This window comes from Salinicola sp. 4072, from assembly GCF_036663415.1.
Classification (GTDB): Bacteria; Pseudomonadota; Gammaproteobacteria; order Pseudomonadales; family Halomonadaceae; genus Salinicola; species Salinicola salarius_A.
Map to the genome: position 1 here is coordinate 1 of NZ_JAXOVV010000010.1, position 15503 is coordinate 15503.

The following is a 15503-nucleotide window of genomic DNA, read 5'->3' on the forward strand; positions in this document are numbered from 1 at the left end:
ATGGCAAGCTCGCAGTTTGTTGGTGTCGGAACCTGTATTCTGCGAGTTTGCCCCTATCCTGCCAATGCTATCCCTCAAAACGTCAACAGGCCCTACAAGAGGTGTTCGGGGGAGATCTTCATCACGAGAGACAGGCAAGTGCGCCACTGACTTCACCTGTCATGCCATGTCTCGATGGCATAAGGGCGATGCGTGGGCGACGAACTGTCGCCCACGCAATTTGCATGCTTGCTACTTCTTGCATGTTCGCTACTTCGTCTGACACTCCGCTTCGGCCTTGGCCGAATTGGCACAGTCATCCGTTTCTCCCCAATGGGAGATCAAGTAGATACAGCCAATCAAACTCAGCACCAAAACCACGATGGCTATTTTCATGGTGTCCCTTTGTCACTATCGGATGTCGCTATCGGAAAGACCCAATCATCGTAGTTGAAGTCCGATAGAAATCTCCGGGATCTTGCCCATTCATAAGCGCGATTCCCGAGTCATGAAGGCCGCGTTTTACCTTGATCAATGGCCAAAGTGCCGCTTTCCATAGAGGGGACGGTGTCTCAGTTCAGCCTGTCGCCCCAGGCTTCCTCGTTGAACGGGCTGATCGGGCGTTTGCCATCCAGCGCGAGCATGATGTTGTCGACTGCGCGCTGGGCCATGGCGGTGCGTGTTTCATGGGTAGCGGAGCCGATGTGCGGCAGTGCGACCACGTTGGGCATCTTGGGCAGCGGAGAATCCGCCTGGAGCGGTTCCTGCTCGAACACGTCGAGACCGGCGCCGCGAATCTGGCCGCTTTCGAGGGCCTGGATCATGGCCTGTTCGTCGACCACCTGCCCGCGGGAGATGTTGATGAAGATGGCGCTCTCCTTCATCAGCTCGAACTCGCGGGCGCCGATCAACTGACGGGTTTCCGGGGTCAGCGGCACGATGGCGCAGACGAAGTCGGACTGCTGCAGCAGCTCGTCCAGTTCGCAGCGGCGCGCGCCCAGCTCTGCTTCCAGAACCGGTTTGGGCGAGGCGTTGGAGTAGAGGATCTTCATGCCGAAACCGAGGGCGCCGCGGCGGGCCACCGCCTGGCCGATGCGTCCGAAGCCGACCATGCCCAGCGTCTTGCCATGAACGTCGCTGCCGAACTGTTCGGGGCCGATGCTGGACTTCCAGTCGCCGCGCTTGACGTACTCGGCCAGTTCCACCACCCGGCGGGCACTCGCCATGATCAGCGAGAAGCCGGTATCGGCGGTGGTTTCGGTGAGCACGTCCGGCGTGTTGCAGAGCAGGATGCCGCGCCGGGTCAGTTCCTCGACCGGATAGTTGTCCACACCCACCGAGATACTGGCGATCGCTTCCAGATTGGGCGCGGCATCGAGCAGTTCCGGGGTCATGTTGACCCCCGCGCCGATCAGCCCGTGAGCTTGTCCCAGCGCCTCGCGGAATGCCGGATCGTCGGCCGATTCGAGCTTGCCGAAGTAGTCGACGTGAAAGCGTTCGCGTAGCTGGTCGAGTTGCTGGTCGTTGAGGCGACGGTACGCCAGGATGCGCTTGCTCATGAAAGACTCTCCGGCTGAAAAATCGAAATATCCGCAGGCGACGACATCGCCGCCTGCGAGGTGAGGGACGCACGAGCTTACCGACAAACCCGGCCCCCTGAGGCAGTGCTTCGACGAAAGTCTAGCGGGAAGGACGCGGTCGGAGACAAGTCCGAACGAAGGAATCTTGGTGTTTGTCACCGGTCACGCGCCCAGCAGGCGCTCGACGCGTTATACGGAGGCCCGCCCGGGCCGCTTGATCAATTGGCGGAATTTCGGCAGCTGCCGGGCGATGGGCGGAATGCGCAGAATCATCAACAGGGCGCCAACGGCGGCATAGAGGCTCCACTGCTCCAGGTCGGCACGGACCACCCAGAGAAAGTGCAGCAGCCCCAGACCCAGCACCAGGTAGACGATCTTGTGCAGCGTCTTCCAGCGCTTGCCCAGCTTGCGCATGGACCACTTGTTGGAGGTCACGCCCATCGCGATCAGCCCGACGAGAGCGAGCATGCCGACGATGATGTAGGGGCGTCGGACGATCTCGCTGCCGAGCCGGGAGAGATCCAGCCCCAGAATGAAAACGGCGTAGCAGAACAGGTGCAGCAGCGCATAGGTCAAGGTCCACAGGCCGAGCTGGCGGCGGATCAGGGTGAAGCCTTTCCAGCGGGTCAGCTTGGTCAGCGGGGTCAGGCTGAGAGTGGAAAACAGCATCCACAGTATGCCCTGGCCGATGTTGAGCAGCAGGTAGCGGCCGGGTTCCGGGCCGGCGGCGTTGATCGCGACCTGGGAGCTCCACCAGGCCAGCGGCACCAGCGCGGCGATGAACACCGCGATGCGCCAGAGCGTCAGCGTGTAGCGGGGCGTCGGCATCAGAAATGCTTCCTCAGATCCATGCCCTGATAGAGACTCGCGACCTCCTCGGCGTAGCCATTGAACATCCGCGTATCGATGATGTTGGGATTGAACAGGCTGTTGGGTAGCCGGCGCTCGGTGGCCTGGCTCCAGCGTGGGTGATCGACCTCGGGATTGACGTTGGCATAGAAGCCGTACTCGTCCGGGGCGATCGCCTGCCAGGAGTTGACCGGCTGTTCCTCGACCAGCGAGATCCGCACGATCGACTTGATGCTCTTGAAGCCGTACTTCCACGGCACGACCAGCCGGAAGGGCGCGCCGTTCTGGTTGGGCAGTTCGCGCCCGTACATGCCGAGCCCGAGAATCGCCAGCGGATGCATCGCCTCGTCCATGCGCAGGCCCTCGGTGTAGGGCCAGTCGATCAGCGCGAACGACGAGTCCTGGCCCGGCATCTGTTCCGGTGCGACCAGTGTCTCGAACTTGACGTACTTGGCCTTCGACGTGGGCTCGGCGCGTTTGATGACGTCACCCAGCGGAATCCCCAGCCACGGAATGACCATCGACCAGGCCTCGACGCAGCGCAGCCGATAGATGCGCTCCTGCAGGCGGGAAGGCTTGGCCAGATCCTCGAGATCGAAGCGCCCGCCGTTATTGACCTCGCCGTCGATCACCACGCTCCAGGGCTGGGTCTTGAGCGCGTCGGCATTGCGGGCGGGGTCGCCCTTGCCGGTGCCGAATTCGTAGAAGTTGTTGTAGTGGGTGGCGTCGTCGAAAGGCGTGAGTTTGTCCAACTGGCGATCGGCAGGCACCACGCTTTCCCATTCGGCGTTGGCCAGCTTGGGCTCGAGCCAGCCTGGCGGATTGCCGGCCGGTACGTCCTGATAGTCGGAGGCGGCCGCCAGAGCGCGTCCCGACAGTGCCAATCCTGCTCCTGCACTCAGGCCCAGGCCAGCCAGCCCGCCCATGAAGCGGCGACGCGAGAGGTAAACCGATTCCGGGGTGACGTCCGATTCGCGCAGGTCGCCGGGTTTGGCAATCTTGATCAACATGATGAGTCTCCAACCGCCGATGATGGCATAGGGTGGATACGCTGGCGGTGCGCGCCTGGATGCGTGTACCGAGACGCCGGCGTACGCCGTGACACCGCATGAGGCTCAGTTTAGGTGATCCATGCCCCGTCCTGCCGGAAAACGCCGGTCGCGTTCAGATCACGCCCAGCCAGCGCCACCAGATGAAATCGAGCGGCCACAACAGCAGGATCGTGACCACCGCCAGCGGCAGCGTGATGCGCATGGCCTGACGGATGCTCACGCCGGAAGTGAGCAGGCCGATGATCAGCGGCGGCGACTGATAGGGGAACACCACGGTCGAGAATCCGATCACCTGAGACATCACCACCGCGGAAGGCGACCAGCCGGTGACATCGGCCAGTTGCGGTGCCAGTGGCGTCATCACCGCGGGAACGCCGGGCAGCGTGACCAGCATGCCCAGGATCGTGCCGATCACCGAGAGCCAGGCGAAGTTGCCGGCAGTCGATTCGGGCGAGAGCGGCAACACGTCGAGAAGCTGGCCGGCGATCGCCTCGCCCAGCCCGCTGTCGTGCGCCAGCGCGCCCAGGCTGACGATCCCGGCGACGTAGATGAACGGTTCGAGGTTCATCTGCTGCAACGGTCTGGCCGGCAGCAGCCCGCTGCCCGGGAACAGGCAGACCAGCGCCACCAGCATGCCGATCCAGGCCGGCGAGATGCCGTGCCAGGCATCGGTCATCCACATCACCACGGCGAAGGCCAGCAGCACGCTCATCAGATTGCCGCTGCCTCCCAGCCTGGACGGCGGCTCGGCCGTAAAGGGCGACGGCGCCACGGCGCGGAACTGCCACAGGATCAACCCCATGATCAGCACCCACTTGAGCAACCCCAGCACGGGAAAGTGCAGCAGCAGATATTCGCCATAGCTGGGCGAGAAGCCGAGCACCGCTTCGCTGGCCCCCATCAACACATTGTTGGGCACGTTGGCCGGCAGAATCGTGAAGGTGGGCAGAAAGCTCGACATGATGCCGCTGAGCAGGACGCCGCTGCGGCCCGGATTGCCCGGGGCGTAGCCGAAGCGGTCGGCCAGAGTCAGCAGGATCGGCACCAGCAGCACGATCCGGCCCATCGCCGACGGCATGAAGAAGGAGGCAATCAGCCCCAGCAGCCCCACGCCGACGACCGCCTGTGGATAACCTGACGCGAGATGAGGTCCGATCCGGGCGGCGACGCGTTCGCCCAGGCCGGTGTGATTGATCGCGGCGCCGATCACCATGCCCGAGAACACCAGCCAGGTCGCGGCCGACTCGAAACCGACGAACGCCGTCGAGGCCGGCGCGACCTTCGCCACGGTGCAGAGGGTGAAGAAGATGAGCGCCGTCAGCCACTGCGGCAGCCAGCCGGTGGCCCACAGGCCGATGCAGAGCACCACTACGATCCCGGCCTGCAGGACCGAGCCGTCGGCGCTGCCCAGCAACAGCCAGCCGAGCGCGCCCAGCAGAGCCAGCAATGACATTCCCTGACGCCAAGGCAAAACGGTAATCGAAGAGGACATCACGACAGATCCGAAGGCGAGCGAGGCGGCAGTATACCAGCGTGAAAAGCGACCATCGGTCGAATCGGGGGGCTGGATCAGCGCTGCAGACTCAGCAGAGTAATGGTGATCAGAATGATCGCCATGCCGAAAAGTTGCAGCGGGGCGAGAGTCTGTCCCAGCACGACGAATCCGAACAGCGAGGCCGTGACCGGCTCCACCATGGCGATCATGGAGGCCGCCGAGGGGGACGTCCGTCTCAGCCCGGGCAGATAGAGATAGAAGGAGATGCCTGCGCCGAACAGTCCGAGCAGCAGAAACCCGTAGGCGTCGCCGGTGAACGGCACTTTCTGCATCTGCCCGATGTCGACGAATGCGAACAGCAGCAGCGTCAGGGTCAGGAAGGCGATCGTCAGGACCGCCTGCGCCGGTCCCTGGGCTCTGGCGTAGCGAAAGCCGAAGATGAACAGGGCGTAGGACAAGCCGGACAACAGGCCGCAAGCGATACCCCAGACCGAAACCTGGCCCGTGCCGCTGCGCAGGATGTCGGTCAGCAGCACGATACCCACCATCACCGCCGTGATCGACGCCCATTTGCCTAGCGTCGGCTTCTCCAGACCGCATGCGAACGACACCAGAAAGACGAACAGCGGCGCGGTGTACATCAGCGTGGCGGCGATCGCCACGTTGGCGTTCGAGATGCTCAGGAAATAGAAGGTGAAGTTGCCGGCCACACCAACGCCAGCCACGACCGACCAGGCGATGAGCCGCCAGTCGAATCGCAGGTTGCGCAACGGATGGAGGACGAACCAGGCCAGCATGCAGACCAGGCCGATCGCGCCGCGATAGAAAGAGATGACGTAAGGATCCCAGCCCTCGTCCATCAGCAGGCTCGCAACGCCGCCCGACAGGCCCCAGAACATGGCTGCAAGCGTGATGTGGACGGTGCCCTTCACCGAATTCGACATGGTTTGATGCCCTCCTTGGCAGATGTTGTCTGTCGTCAGCGTAGATGACGAATCGGATTCGCGAACCTGTGGCGTCGTGACGGTTTCCTTCTAGGCTGAACATCCAGACGGGCCAGATGGGTGGCTCCTGCCAGCCGGGAGAGAATGCGTGAAGCAGGTAACGACAACCGCGATGGCGACGCTCTGTCTGAGCGGAGAATTGACGAACAAGCTGGAGGCGATCGCGCGGGCCGGATTCGACGGCGTGGAGGTTTTCGCCGATGACCTGCAGTCGAGCGGTCTGGCGCCGCGAACCGTGGGGGAGCGTTGTCGGGAACTCGGACTGACGGTCGTCGCGCTACAGCCGTTCCGCGATGCCGAGGCGCTGCCGCCGGCATGGCATCGGCAGATGCTGGAGGAAGCCAGGCGACAACTCGATACGCTGGCCGATCTCGGTGGCGACTTCCTGCTCGCCTGCAGCAACACCCGCGAAGAAGCCCAGAACGACCGGGGCCGATCCGCCGACAGCCTGCGCGACCTGGCCGAACTGGCGGCCGAACGGGAGATGCGCGTGGGCTTCGAGGCGCTGGCCTGGGGACGGCATGTCTTCGACTATCGCGAGGCGTGGCGGATCGTGCAGCGGGCGGATCATCCGGCGCTTTCCATCGTGCTGGACAGCTACCATATCCTGGCTCGCGAACTCGAGCTGGAAACCCTCGCCACGATTCCTGGCGACAGAATCGGCCTGGTGCAGCTGGCCGATTCGCCGTGGCCGCGCGGGCAGGATCTGCAATCGCTGAGCCGCCATCGACGGGCGTTTCCCGGCGACGGCGAATTACCCCTCGAACGATTCATGGAGGCATTGGGCAGGACAGGATATGCCGGGCCGCTGTCGCTGGAAATCTTCAGCGATGCACTGGCGGTCATGCCGACGGGCATGGCCGCGCTCCAGGGCAAGCACGCGCTGGATTCGCTACTGGCCTCGCAGCCATAACAACGCCTCGTTCGGCGGCTATATCAGCCACAGATGGCTCAGCCAGATTCCCAATGCCAGTGTCAGCGCCGACAGCACCGTCGCCATTACCATCGCCGCCGTGCCCAGCTCGCCGAACCCGTAACGCTGGCCCAGCAGCGGATACATCGAGAGCATCGGCGCGCAGGCAAAGATGATTGCCGCGGTGGCGAATACCGGATCGAGCCCCGGGATCAGCAGTACCATCAGCAGTATGCAGAGCGGGTGCAGGGAGAGCTTGGCGAGCGCAATCCGAGTCACACGCTTGACCATGCCGCGCACGCGCAGGCCGCATAGCGTGCCACCGATGACGAACAGCGCCACCGGCGAGGACGAGGCGGCGAGCATCTCGAGCACCCGGGCAATCGGGGCCGGCGGATGCAGGTTCAGCGCGGCGAGCAGCGTGCCCACGGCGATGGCGATGATCAATGGGTGGCGCAGAATGCGTACGGCCACCGGTTTCACCGTCTCCCATACGCCTCCCTTGGCCTGGCGGCCGAGTTCGGCGAGTACCAGCGCCGTGGGAATCACCAGCAGGTTCTCGATCAGCATGTTGAGCGCCAGAGCGATGCCCGCCGTGGGGCCGACCACCAGCACCGCCACCGGATAGCCGATGAAGCCGCTGTTGGAGGCCGACGTGCCCAGGGCATACATCGCCCGGCGCTCCAGCGGCGCATTGCCGCGCAGCGTTACCATGGCGAAGGTGATGGCGAAGGCGAGCCCGGAACCCAGTCCGTAGACCAGCAGATAGGGCACGTTGAAGACCTCGTCCAGCGGACGCTGGAGCAACGCCTGGATCACTAGCGCGGGCAGGGCGATGTTGATCACATAACGGCCCATGCCCTGGATATGGGCTTTGTCGACGATGCGCTTGAGCACCGCGAGATAACCGATGCCCAGCAGGATGAAGATGGGAACGATGGCGCCGAAGATGGTGTTCACGAAACGTTGACCGCTGCCAATTAGACTTATGCCTAATAGCATGAGCCCGAGACGGGCTACCGGCAAGTGGATTCACTCGTACGGCGCCCGTCGTCCTCGGTCAGCAAATGTTTGCAATCAGCGTTGCCAGCCGATGACCTCCAGCGCCTGCTGGCGATGTGTCGCCGTGATCTGGCCGATTGCCCGTGCGAGTTTTCAGTTGACCTGCTGGGCTATCAGTTTCGCCTTCTCGCGAAGCAGGGGCAGGAAGTCTTTCGTTAACGTCTGCATGTCGATCCGCGCCGCGTTGGTGCTGATATTGATGGCGCCCAGCAACCCACCATTGGCGTCGAAGGCCGGGAGAGCCAACGAGCGAAGTCCCGAGTCCAGCTCCTGATCCAGAATACAGTAACCCTGCTGGCGAATCTCGACGAGGCGCACCTCCAACGCCGCTTTGTCGGTGATGCTGTGCTCGGTGTGTCGCGAGAGAGTGACCCGCTCGAGATAGGCGGCGCGCTCTGCGTCCGGTAACTGCGCCAGCAGGACGCGGCCCATGGAGGTATAGGCTGCCGGAAGGCGGGTGCCGATCGACAGTGAAATGGACATCAAGCGGTGATGAGCCGCCGATCGCGCCACATAGGTGACGTCGTCGCCATCGAGTACGCCCATCGACGAGGACTCGCCGGTAACATCGGTGATGTCCTCGAGGTGTTGTTGAATGACGCTGCGATAACCGTTCGAGGAGAGAAAGGCATAACCCAGCTGTAGCGCCTTGGGTGCCAGCTCGAACGAACGATATTGTTTACGCACGTAGCCCAGCGCGTGCAGCGTCAGCAGAAATCGCCGTGCACGCGCACGATTCATTCCCGTCTTGGCAGCGACCTCGCTCAACGTCATCCGTGGTGACTGCTGATCGAACGCGAGTATCACCTCGAGTCCGCTGGCCAGTGCGGTGACGAAGTCGCGATCATCAGGGTTGAGCGTTTCTTCCTTGCTATGCATGCCTGAAGTTCCTCGATATCGATCCAGTCAGTTGCCACGAGCTTAAGGGGTACAAGAAAAGTTCGAAAGCCGAACATCTGTTCTGGAAAGTGCGCGCAGCAAGCCTGCACGATTAACTTGCTGTCGTCGGAAGCCTCCATGTCAGTGCAATAGTGGCTGCCTCGTAGGATGACAGCCTTCGAGTCCTAGATATGCAGGGGGGGCCAAAGCCAGCGTCGTCATGGCATTCCCTTGCACTTCATGATTCGAGGTATTGAAGCGATTCGAACGATCAAATGTCGGATCCGAACATGAACTCGAGCCGCGCACTTCTCCCCTCACGCACTTCTCTCCTACTTCAGGAGGAGTCGTTGCTTTTCCTGGCAACCTTGAATACCAAATCTTGTCACGTCTTATACATTGGTCGTAATCAAGTCTTGTGGCCAAACCGGATATTGGCTCGATAAGTAATATTTAAGTAAATGAATTTCAAGCAATTATCGAGTTTTTCTGCGTTCTTGAAGAGAAAGTATCAATCTAAACCTCCGTTTGACCGGTCAATACCAAAGCGATAGCGTTGTTCGTATCACAAACCTATGTTCGTTATGCGAACGCTATTTGAGAGTCGGACATATGGCTGAATTTCTTTCTCTGCACGACGCCGTCGCGCGTTATGTCGAAGATGGCGCGACCCTTGCCATGGAAGGGTTTACCCATCTGATTCCCTTTGCCGCCGGCCATGAGGTGATTCGTCAGCGGAAGCGCGATCTCACTCTGATCCGCATGACGCCGGATCTGCTCTATGACCAGATGATCGGTGCCGGTTGCGCCAAGCGCCTGATCTTTTCCTGGGGTGGGAATCCTGGTGTCGGTTCGTTGCATCGGCTGCGCGATGCGGTCGAGAAGGGCTATCCCCATCCAGTCGAAATCTTCGAGCATAGCCACGCTGCCATGGCCTGCGCCTTCGAGGCCGGCGCTGCCGGGCTACCCCTGGCGGTGCTGCGTGGTTATATCGGCAGCGATCTGCCCAAGGTCAATTCACAGATCAAGTTCATCGAATGTCCGTTCAGCAGTGAGCGTCTGGCGGCGGTGCCGTCGATACGACCCGACGTAGGCATCGTCCACGCTCAGCGCGCAGATCGACAGGGCAACGTGCTGGTCGAAGGAATTGTCGGTGTGCAGAAGGAAGTCGTGCTGGCGGCCGGCCGTAGCATCGTCACGGTCGAGGAGGTCGTCGATGATCTCGCCGCGGGTCCCAACGCCTGCGTGATTCCGGCCTGGGCAATCGATGCCATCTCGGTGACCCAGCACGGGGCCTACCCGTCCTATGCCCATGGTTACTACCCCCGCGACAACGCCTTCTACAAGGCTTGGGATGCCATCGCCCGTGACCGCGATGCTTTCGATGCGTGGCTTCAAGATCATGTCTTCACTCAGGGAGACGACGCATGAGTGACCGTTATACCGCTGCCGAAATGATGACCGTGACCGCGTCCCGAGCGCTGAGCAACGGCTCTACCTGTTTCGTGGGCATCGGCCTGCCCAGCGAGGCGGCCAATCTCGCCCGCCTGACACACGCACCGGAAGTCGTGCTGATCTACGAATCCGGCACCTTGCAGACCAAGCCGGATGTATTGCCGCTTTCAATCGGTGATGGCGAGCTGTGCGAGACCGCACTGACTACGGTCTCGGTGCCGGAGATGTTCCGCTACTGGCTGCAGGGCGGCCATGTCGATGTCGGCTTTCTCGGCACGGCGCAGATCGACCGTTACTGCAATCTCAACACTACCCTGATCGGCGATTACCGCGAGCCCAAGGTGCGCTTGCCGGGCGGTGGCGGAGCGCCGGAGATCGCGACCAACGCCCGCGAGGTATTCATCACCGTAAAACACTCGACGCGCACCTTCGTCGAGGCGGTGGATTTTGTCACCACGGTCGGGTTCGGGCGTGACGGGACGGCGCGTGACGGCGTGCCCAACATTGGCCGCGGTCCGACTCGTGTCATTACCGATCTATGTGTGATGAAGCCGGATGCCGAGACCAAGGAACTGGTGGTGGTCTCGCTGCATCCCGGCGTCACCCGCGAGCAGGTGCAGGAGGCGACCGGCTGGGAAATCCGGTTCGCCGAGTCTCTCGAGTCGACCCCGGAGCCGGATGATAACGAATTGACGATTCTGCGCGAGCTCAAGGCGCGGACCGATCGCCATCACACGGGTGGTCAGGCCGCCGATCAATCTGACAGAGGGAGCAAGGCATGAACGACGTCTTTCTATGTCGGCCGTTGCGTTCGCCGGTGGGCCGCTTTGGTGGCGCGCTCGCCAGTGTGCGTCCCGATGACCTCGCCGCGCGCCTGTTCGAGGCCGTCCTGGCCCAGCATCCGCAGGTGGATCCAGAGGCGATCGATGACGTGATTCTGGGCTGTGCCAACCAGGCCGGAGAAGACAACCGCAGTGTGGCCCGTATGGCGGCGTTGCTGGCGGGCCTGCCGACTTCCGTGCCCGGCTCGACCATCAATCGGTTGTGCGGCTCGAGCATGGATGCCATCGGCACGGCGGCGCGGGCGATCCGGGCTGGCGAAGCCGACCTGATCCTGACCGGCGGCGTCGAGTCGATGTCGCGGGCGCCCTATGTCATCGGCAAGGCGCAGTCACCCTATTCGCGCAGTCAGAAGATGGAGGACACCACGATCGGCTGGCGTTTCGTCAATCCTCTGATGGAGAAGCGCTACGGCACCCACTCGATGCCGGAAACCGCCGAGAACGTCGCCGAGCAGTTCGGCATTTCGCGCGAGGATCAGGACCGCTACGCCTACCGTTCGCAGCAACTGACCAAGGTTGCCCAGGAGAGCGGAAGGCTCAGCGATGGCATCGTGCCGATCGAGATACCTCGGCGTAAGCAGGAACCGCTGATCTTCGATACCGATGAGCATCCGCGCCCGGACACCACGCTGGAGAAACTGGCCAGGTTGCCGGCGCCGTTCCGCGAAAACGGCACCGTGACAGCCGGCAACGCTTCCGGCGTCAACGACGGCGCAGCGGCGATGTTCGTCGCCAGCCAGGCAGCCGTCGAGCGGTTCGGTCTGGAACCTGTCGCGCGCATTCACGGTATGGCCACGGCCGGTGTCGAGCCCCGGATCATGGGAATCGGTCCTGTGCCGGCAACGCGCAAGTTGCTCGGCAAGCTCGGCATGACGCTCGAGCAGATGGACGTGATCGAACTCAACGAGGCATTCGCCGCTCAGGTGCTCGCCTGCGCCCGCGAACTCGGTATTGCCGATGATGACCCGAGGCTCAACCCCAACGGTGGCGCCATCGCGCTGGGGCACCCGTTGGGCATGTCCGGGGCGCGTATCGTCGCTTCTGCGGCCAATGAGCTGGTCCGTAATAATCAACGCTTCGCGCTTTGCACCATGTGTATTGGCGTTGGACAAGGGATCGCCACTGTCATCGAACGGGTGTGATCGACGTCGAAAGACTGCACGAATAAGGTATTTACGATGGAAGCGGTCACCCAATTTTCCGTACGCATTGTCCAACGCTATCTGCCCAGCGCATTCGTGCTGGCTGTAATGCTAACCGCTATTGTGTTTGCCTTCGGCAAATGTAGAGCCCTTTTGCCTGACCGCACACACTGACTTCTCGAGGAACGTGACAATGCCTTTTGCCAACATTGAAAAGCGTACCGTTGCCTACCGATTGCTGGGTGCCGAGGCCAACCCGCTGGTCGTTCTCGCTCACCCGCTCGGAATGACACAGGCAGTGTGGGACGAGATATTATCGCAACTGCTGCCGCATTATCGTGTGCTCACCTGGGATCTGCCGGGACACGGGGCTAGTCAGGCCTGGCCGCCGGAGGGCGGCGCGATAACGCCGGCCGATCTGGCCGCTGAAGCGCTGGCGCTGGCCGATATCGCCGGTGCCGAACGCTTCCACTTCGTCGGCACCTCGATCGGTGGGGTGATAGGCCAGCAGCTGATCGCCGCGCATGGCGAACGTCTGCTGACCGCCACGTTGACCAACACCGGGGCGGTGATCGGGAACGCCGAATTGTGGAATACCCGAGCCGGCCGCGTGCGTACCGAAGGGCTCGCAGCCATGACGGGGGAGATCGTGCCTCGCTGGTTTGCGCCAGCCCGGATCGAAGCCGAACCGGCGCTGCAGGACGGATGGTGCGTTCAGATGGGACGCGGCGATGCCGAGTCCTACGCCCGGCTGTGCGAGATGCTGGGGCGAGACACGTTCACAGGACGCCTGCATGGCAAGCGTGTATCGATCCTCTTGCTCGGTGGTCTCGAGGATGCGGCCACGCCGCCGGCCACGCTCGAAGCATTGGCGCAGGAGTGCGATCAGGCGCCGCTCGAGATCTTCGAAGGCGTGGCGCATGTGCCCTCTATCGAAGCCCCGGCACGCTTCGTCGCGGCACTCTTGAGGCACTGGGCAGGGCGTGATGATGTCGAAGATCAGGACGTCAGCGAATAGGGTATCGATCGCACTTCCGGTTTCGAAATTCTGAAAGCGGATATTGGATATGGTGGCGCACTTGGAATGTGCCACTGTCATCCCTTTATTGTTCGGCCGCCCTTACTAGCAGACGGCACGCGGCTGGCATGAGACATTTTATGGATAGGCGAGGCTGCCCTGTGAAACCTTGTCGTAGCGCATGGATTACAAAGGCTGAGTCGATGTGTCGCCTGATGAAATGGCCCGTTCTGCGCTATCAGCGGTGGCTCGAGCGGCGAGCGCGTGATGCCGCTCAGGAGCCGATATCGTGGCTGTGATCAGCCCGGGCGGGGATAAGAATGTCCTGCAGTGTCGGTATCGCCAGCTAATCTGGACGGATGTCAATACGAGGATGTTTTAAACATTACGGCGTGTCTCACGTCATGGATAACGCCCCTTCACTCGATTTTCTACCAGCTCCCGCAATATATCGTTGGTCATTTGCATCGCCGGTGTCACAGGTTCACGACGACGGCTGCAGATGATCGGTGAGGTGATGTTGCGCTCCGCCAGCCGTACATAGGTAACTTCGTCACGCTGCATGCGCATGACCTGCTCCGGCACCAGACTGAAACCAAGATCCGAGGCGACCAGACCGATCGCGGTCTGTAGTTCGTTGGTTTCCTGAATGACCTTGACTTTCAAACCCCTGAGTCTGAACAGGCTGAGCACGGCATCGGCATAGCTTGGACGAGGCGATGCCGGATAGATGATCAGAGGATACTCGGCTAACTGAGCCAGTGTCGGGATGGTACCCACCAAGGGATGATGTGCCGGCAGTGCAGCCACGATTGGCTCATCGAACAGCACCTTCTGCGCGATATCGGGATCGTCCAGACGTATACGGCCGAAACCGATATCGATTCTCCCCGCCTTGAGCGCCTGGACCTGATTGACGGTCGTCAATTCCAACAACAGCTACGGCAGAAACCAGACAGCCGGCGGCCAGATAGACGGCAACCGGGACCCAGCTGCCGTCGTAGAGGTCGACCAGGGCGGCGGCGATGAACGGGGTAAAGCCGCCGCCGATCACGCTGGCGACCTGATAGCCGACCCCGGCGCCGCTGTAACGGTAGGCGGCGCCGAACAGCTCGGCGAAGATTGGCTGCTGCACGCTGACCACCATGTCGTGGGCGAGATTGGCCAGTGCTACGGCGAAGATCACGATCCACAGGATCGAGCCGGCCTGCAGCGCTATGAAGAACGGGAAGGCGGCCAGCACGCCGACGATGGCGCCGGTGATATAGACGCGCCGACGCCCCAGCGTGTCGGCCAGCCAGGCGAACAGCGGGATGGTGACGCAGCTGATCGCGCCGACCAGCAGGCCGATGTGCAGAAACAGGTCCCGCGATAGATCGAGATAGCCGGTGGAGTAGCTCAGCGCGAAGGTGGTCACGATATACATCGTGAACAGCTCGGCCAGGCGCATGGCGATGATCGTCACGAAGGCGCCGGGGTGGCGTTTGAGCGCTTCGAGTATCGGTGGTCTGGCCGGCTTCTGGTCGTTGCGCTCGACCGCTTCGACGAACTCCGGCGACTCTTCGAGGCTCGAGCGGATCTTCAGCGCAACCAGCACCAGCACCACGCTGAACAAAAACGGCAGGCGCCAGCCCCAGGCCGTGAAATCGGCGTCGCTCAATCCGTAGCTGAGCAGCGAGACGCTACCGGTGGCCAGGATCAGACCCACGCCGTAGCCCACCTGCACCCCGCTGGAGTAGAACGCACGACGGCCGCGTGGTGCGCTTTCCACCGCCATCAGCGCCGCACCGCCCCATTCGCCGCCCACCGCGAAGCCCTGGATCGCGCGCAGCGTGACCAGCAGAATCGGCGCCCACACGCCGATCTGTGCGTAGGTCGGCAGCAGCCCGATCAGTGCCGTCGCGCCACCCATCAGGATCACGGTCAGGATCAGCATGCGCTTGCGTCCCAGGCGATCGCCGTAATGACCGAAGACCAGGCCGCCCAGCGGGCGGAACAGAAAGCCGACGCCAAAGGTGGCCAGCGCGGCCAGCGTGCCGGCGGCGGGGCTGACGTTGGGGAAGAACTGCGAATTGAAGACCAGCGCGGCGACGATGCCGTAGAGCAGAAAGTCATACCAGTCGACCACGGCACCGACGAAGCTGCCGATGGCGGCGCGTTTGGCCTGGTTTGTCGACTGGGCGGGGGCGGTGGTCGCTGCGGTTACGCTCATCCGGAACTCTCGGTCATCGGT

Annotated in this window: 14 protein-coding genes; 5 read left to right on the forward strand and 9 right to left on the reverse strand. The window is 62.3% G+C overall.

Annotation, left to right across the window (positions count from 1 at the left end; all coding sequences use genetic code 11):
* Positions 1 to 551 precede the first annotated feature (551 nt).
* The 5 genes from R3F72_RS08710 to R3F72_RS08730 all read right to left on the reverse strand — a co-directional run bounded on the left by R3F72_RS08710 (position 552) and on the right by R3F72_RS08730 (position 5899).
* The gene (locus tag R3F72_RS08710) at positions 552 to 1538 is read right to left on the reverse strand and encodes a 2-hydroxyacid dehydrogenase (protein ID WP_303853857.1); all 987 of its coding nucleotides are present in this window, start codon (positions 1536 to 1538) and stop codon (positions 552 to 554) included.
* Between the two features lie 210 nt (positions 1539 to 1748).
* A complete protein-coding gene (msrQ, locus tag R3F72_RS08715) occupies positions 1749 to 2387 on the reverse strand; it encodes a protein-methionine-sulfoxide reductase heme-binding subunit MsrQ (RefSeq protein WP_087720075.1) in 639 nt (212 codons plus the stop codon).
* Entirely contained in the window at positions 2387 to 3418 is a 1032-nt protein-coding gene (gene msrP / locus R3F72_RS08720; RefSeq protein WP_087720074.1) for a protein-methionine-sulfoxide reductase catalytic subunit MsrP, read from the reverse strand. Before msrP ends, msrQ begins: the two co-directional genes overlap by 1 nt.
* 154 nt (positions 3419 to 3572) lie before the next feature.
* Positions 3573 to 4913 (reverse strand): SLC13 family permease, encoded by a 1341-nt coding sequence (locus R3F72_RS08725; protein ID WP_332779450.1) that lies wholly within the window; start codon positions 4911 to 4913, stop codon positions 3573 to 3575.
* A 116-nt stretch (positions 4914 to 5029) separates the two neighbouring features.
* Positions 5030 to 5899: a DMT family transporter gene (locus R3F72_RS08730; RefSeq protein ID WP_087720072.1), complete on the reverse strand. Its 870-nt coding sequence runs from the start codon at positions 5897 to 5899 to the stop codon at positions 5030 to 5032.
* 148 nt (positions 5900 to 6047) lie between these two features.
* Here R3F72_RS08730 and R3F72_RS08735 point away from each other — a divergent pair, with 148 nt between their 5' ends.
* Positions 6048 to 6872, forward strand: a complete 825-nt coding sequence (locus R3F72_RS08735) for a sugar phosphate isomerase/epimerase family protein (RefSeq protein ID WP_332779451.1) — start codon at positions 6048 to 6050, stop codon at positions 6870 to 6872.
* An 18-nt stretch (positions 6873 to 6890) separates the two neighbouring features.
* Here R3F72_RS08735 and R3F72_RS08740 read toward each other — a convergent pair whose 3' ends face one another.
* Complete coding sequence (locus R3F72_RS08740; protein WP_332779452.1) at positions 6891 to 7832, reverse strand: AEC family transporter; 942 nt, start codon at positions 7830 to 7832, stop codon at positions 6891 to 6893.
* Positions 7833 to 8027: 195 nt separating this feature from the next.
* Positions 8028 to 8813 (reverse strand): IclR family transcriptional regulator domain-containing protein, encoded by a 786-nt coding sequence (locus tag R3F72_RS08745; protein WP_087720069.1) that lies wholly within the window; start codon positions 8811 to 8813, stop codon positions 8028 to 8030.
* Between the two features lie 612 nt (positions 8814 to 9425).
* Between R3F72_RS08745 and R3F72_RS08750 the strand changes: the two genes are divergently transcribed.
* The 4 genes from R3F72_RS08750 (at position 9426) to R3F72_RS08765 (ending at position 13270) form a co-directional block, all read left to right on the forward strand.
* Complete coding sequence (locus R3F72_RS08750) at positions 9426 to 10244, forward strand: CoA transferase subunit A (RefSeq protein WP_087720161.1); 819 nt, start codon at positions 9426 to 9428, stop codon at positions 10242 to 10244.
* Positions 10241 to 11050 (forward strand): CoA-transferase subunit beta, encoded by an 810-nt coding sequence (locus tag R3F72_RS08755; RefSeq protein ID WP_087720162.1) that lies wholly within the window; start codon positions 10241 to 10243, stop codon positions 11048 to 11050. Before R3F72_RS08750 ends, R3F72_RS08755 begins: the two co-directional genes overlap by 4 nt.
* Positions 11047 to 12252 (forward strand): 3-oxoadipyl-CoA thiolase, encoded by a 1206-nt coding sequence (gene pcaF, locus R3F72_RS08760; RefSeq protein WP_087720163.1) that lies wholly within the window; start codon positions 11047 to 11049, stop codon positions 12250 to 12252. The genes R3F72_RS08755 and pcaF overlap by 4 nt, the downstream gene beginning before the upstream one ends.
* 193 nt (positions 12253 to 12445) lie before the next feature.
* Positions 12446 to 13270 carry an alpha/beta fold hydrolase gene (locus R3F72_RS08765; RefSeq protein WP_087720164.1) on the forward strand — a complete coding sequence of 275 codons (825 nt, stop codon included), beginning with the start codon at positions 12446 to 12448 and terminating at the stop codon, positions 13268 to 13270.
* A 402-nt stretch (positions 13271 to 13672) separates the two neighbouring features.
* Here the strand turns inward: R3F72_RS08765 and R3F72_RS08770 are convergent, their stop codons facing one another.
* Positions 13673 to 14206 carry a LysR substrate-binding domain-containing protein gene (locus R3F72_RS08770; protein ID WP_332779453.1) on the reverse strand — a complete coding sequence of 178 codons (534 nt, stop codon included), beginning with the start codon at positions 14204 to 14206 and terminating at the stop codon, positions 13673 to 13675.
* Positions 14088 to 15482, reverse strand: coding sequence for a shikimate transporter (gene shiA, locus R3F72_RS08775; RefSeq protein WP_332779454.1), 1395 nt, complete (start codon positions 15480 to 15482; stop codon positions 14088 to 14090). Before shiA ends, R3F72_RS08770 begins: the two co-directional genes overlap by 119 nt.
* Positions 15483 to 15503: the final 21 nt, after the last annotated feature.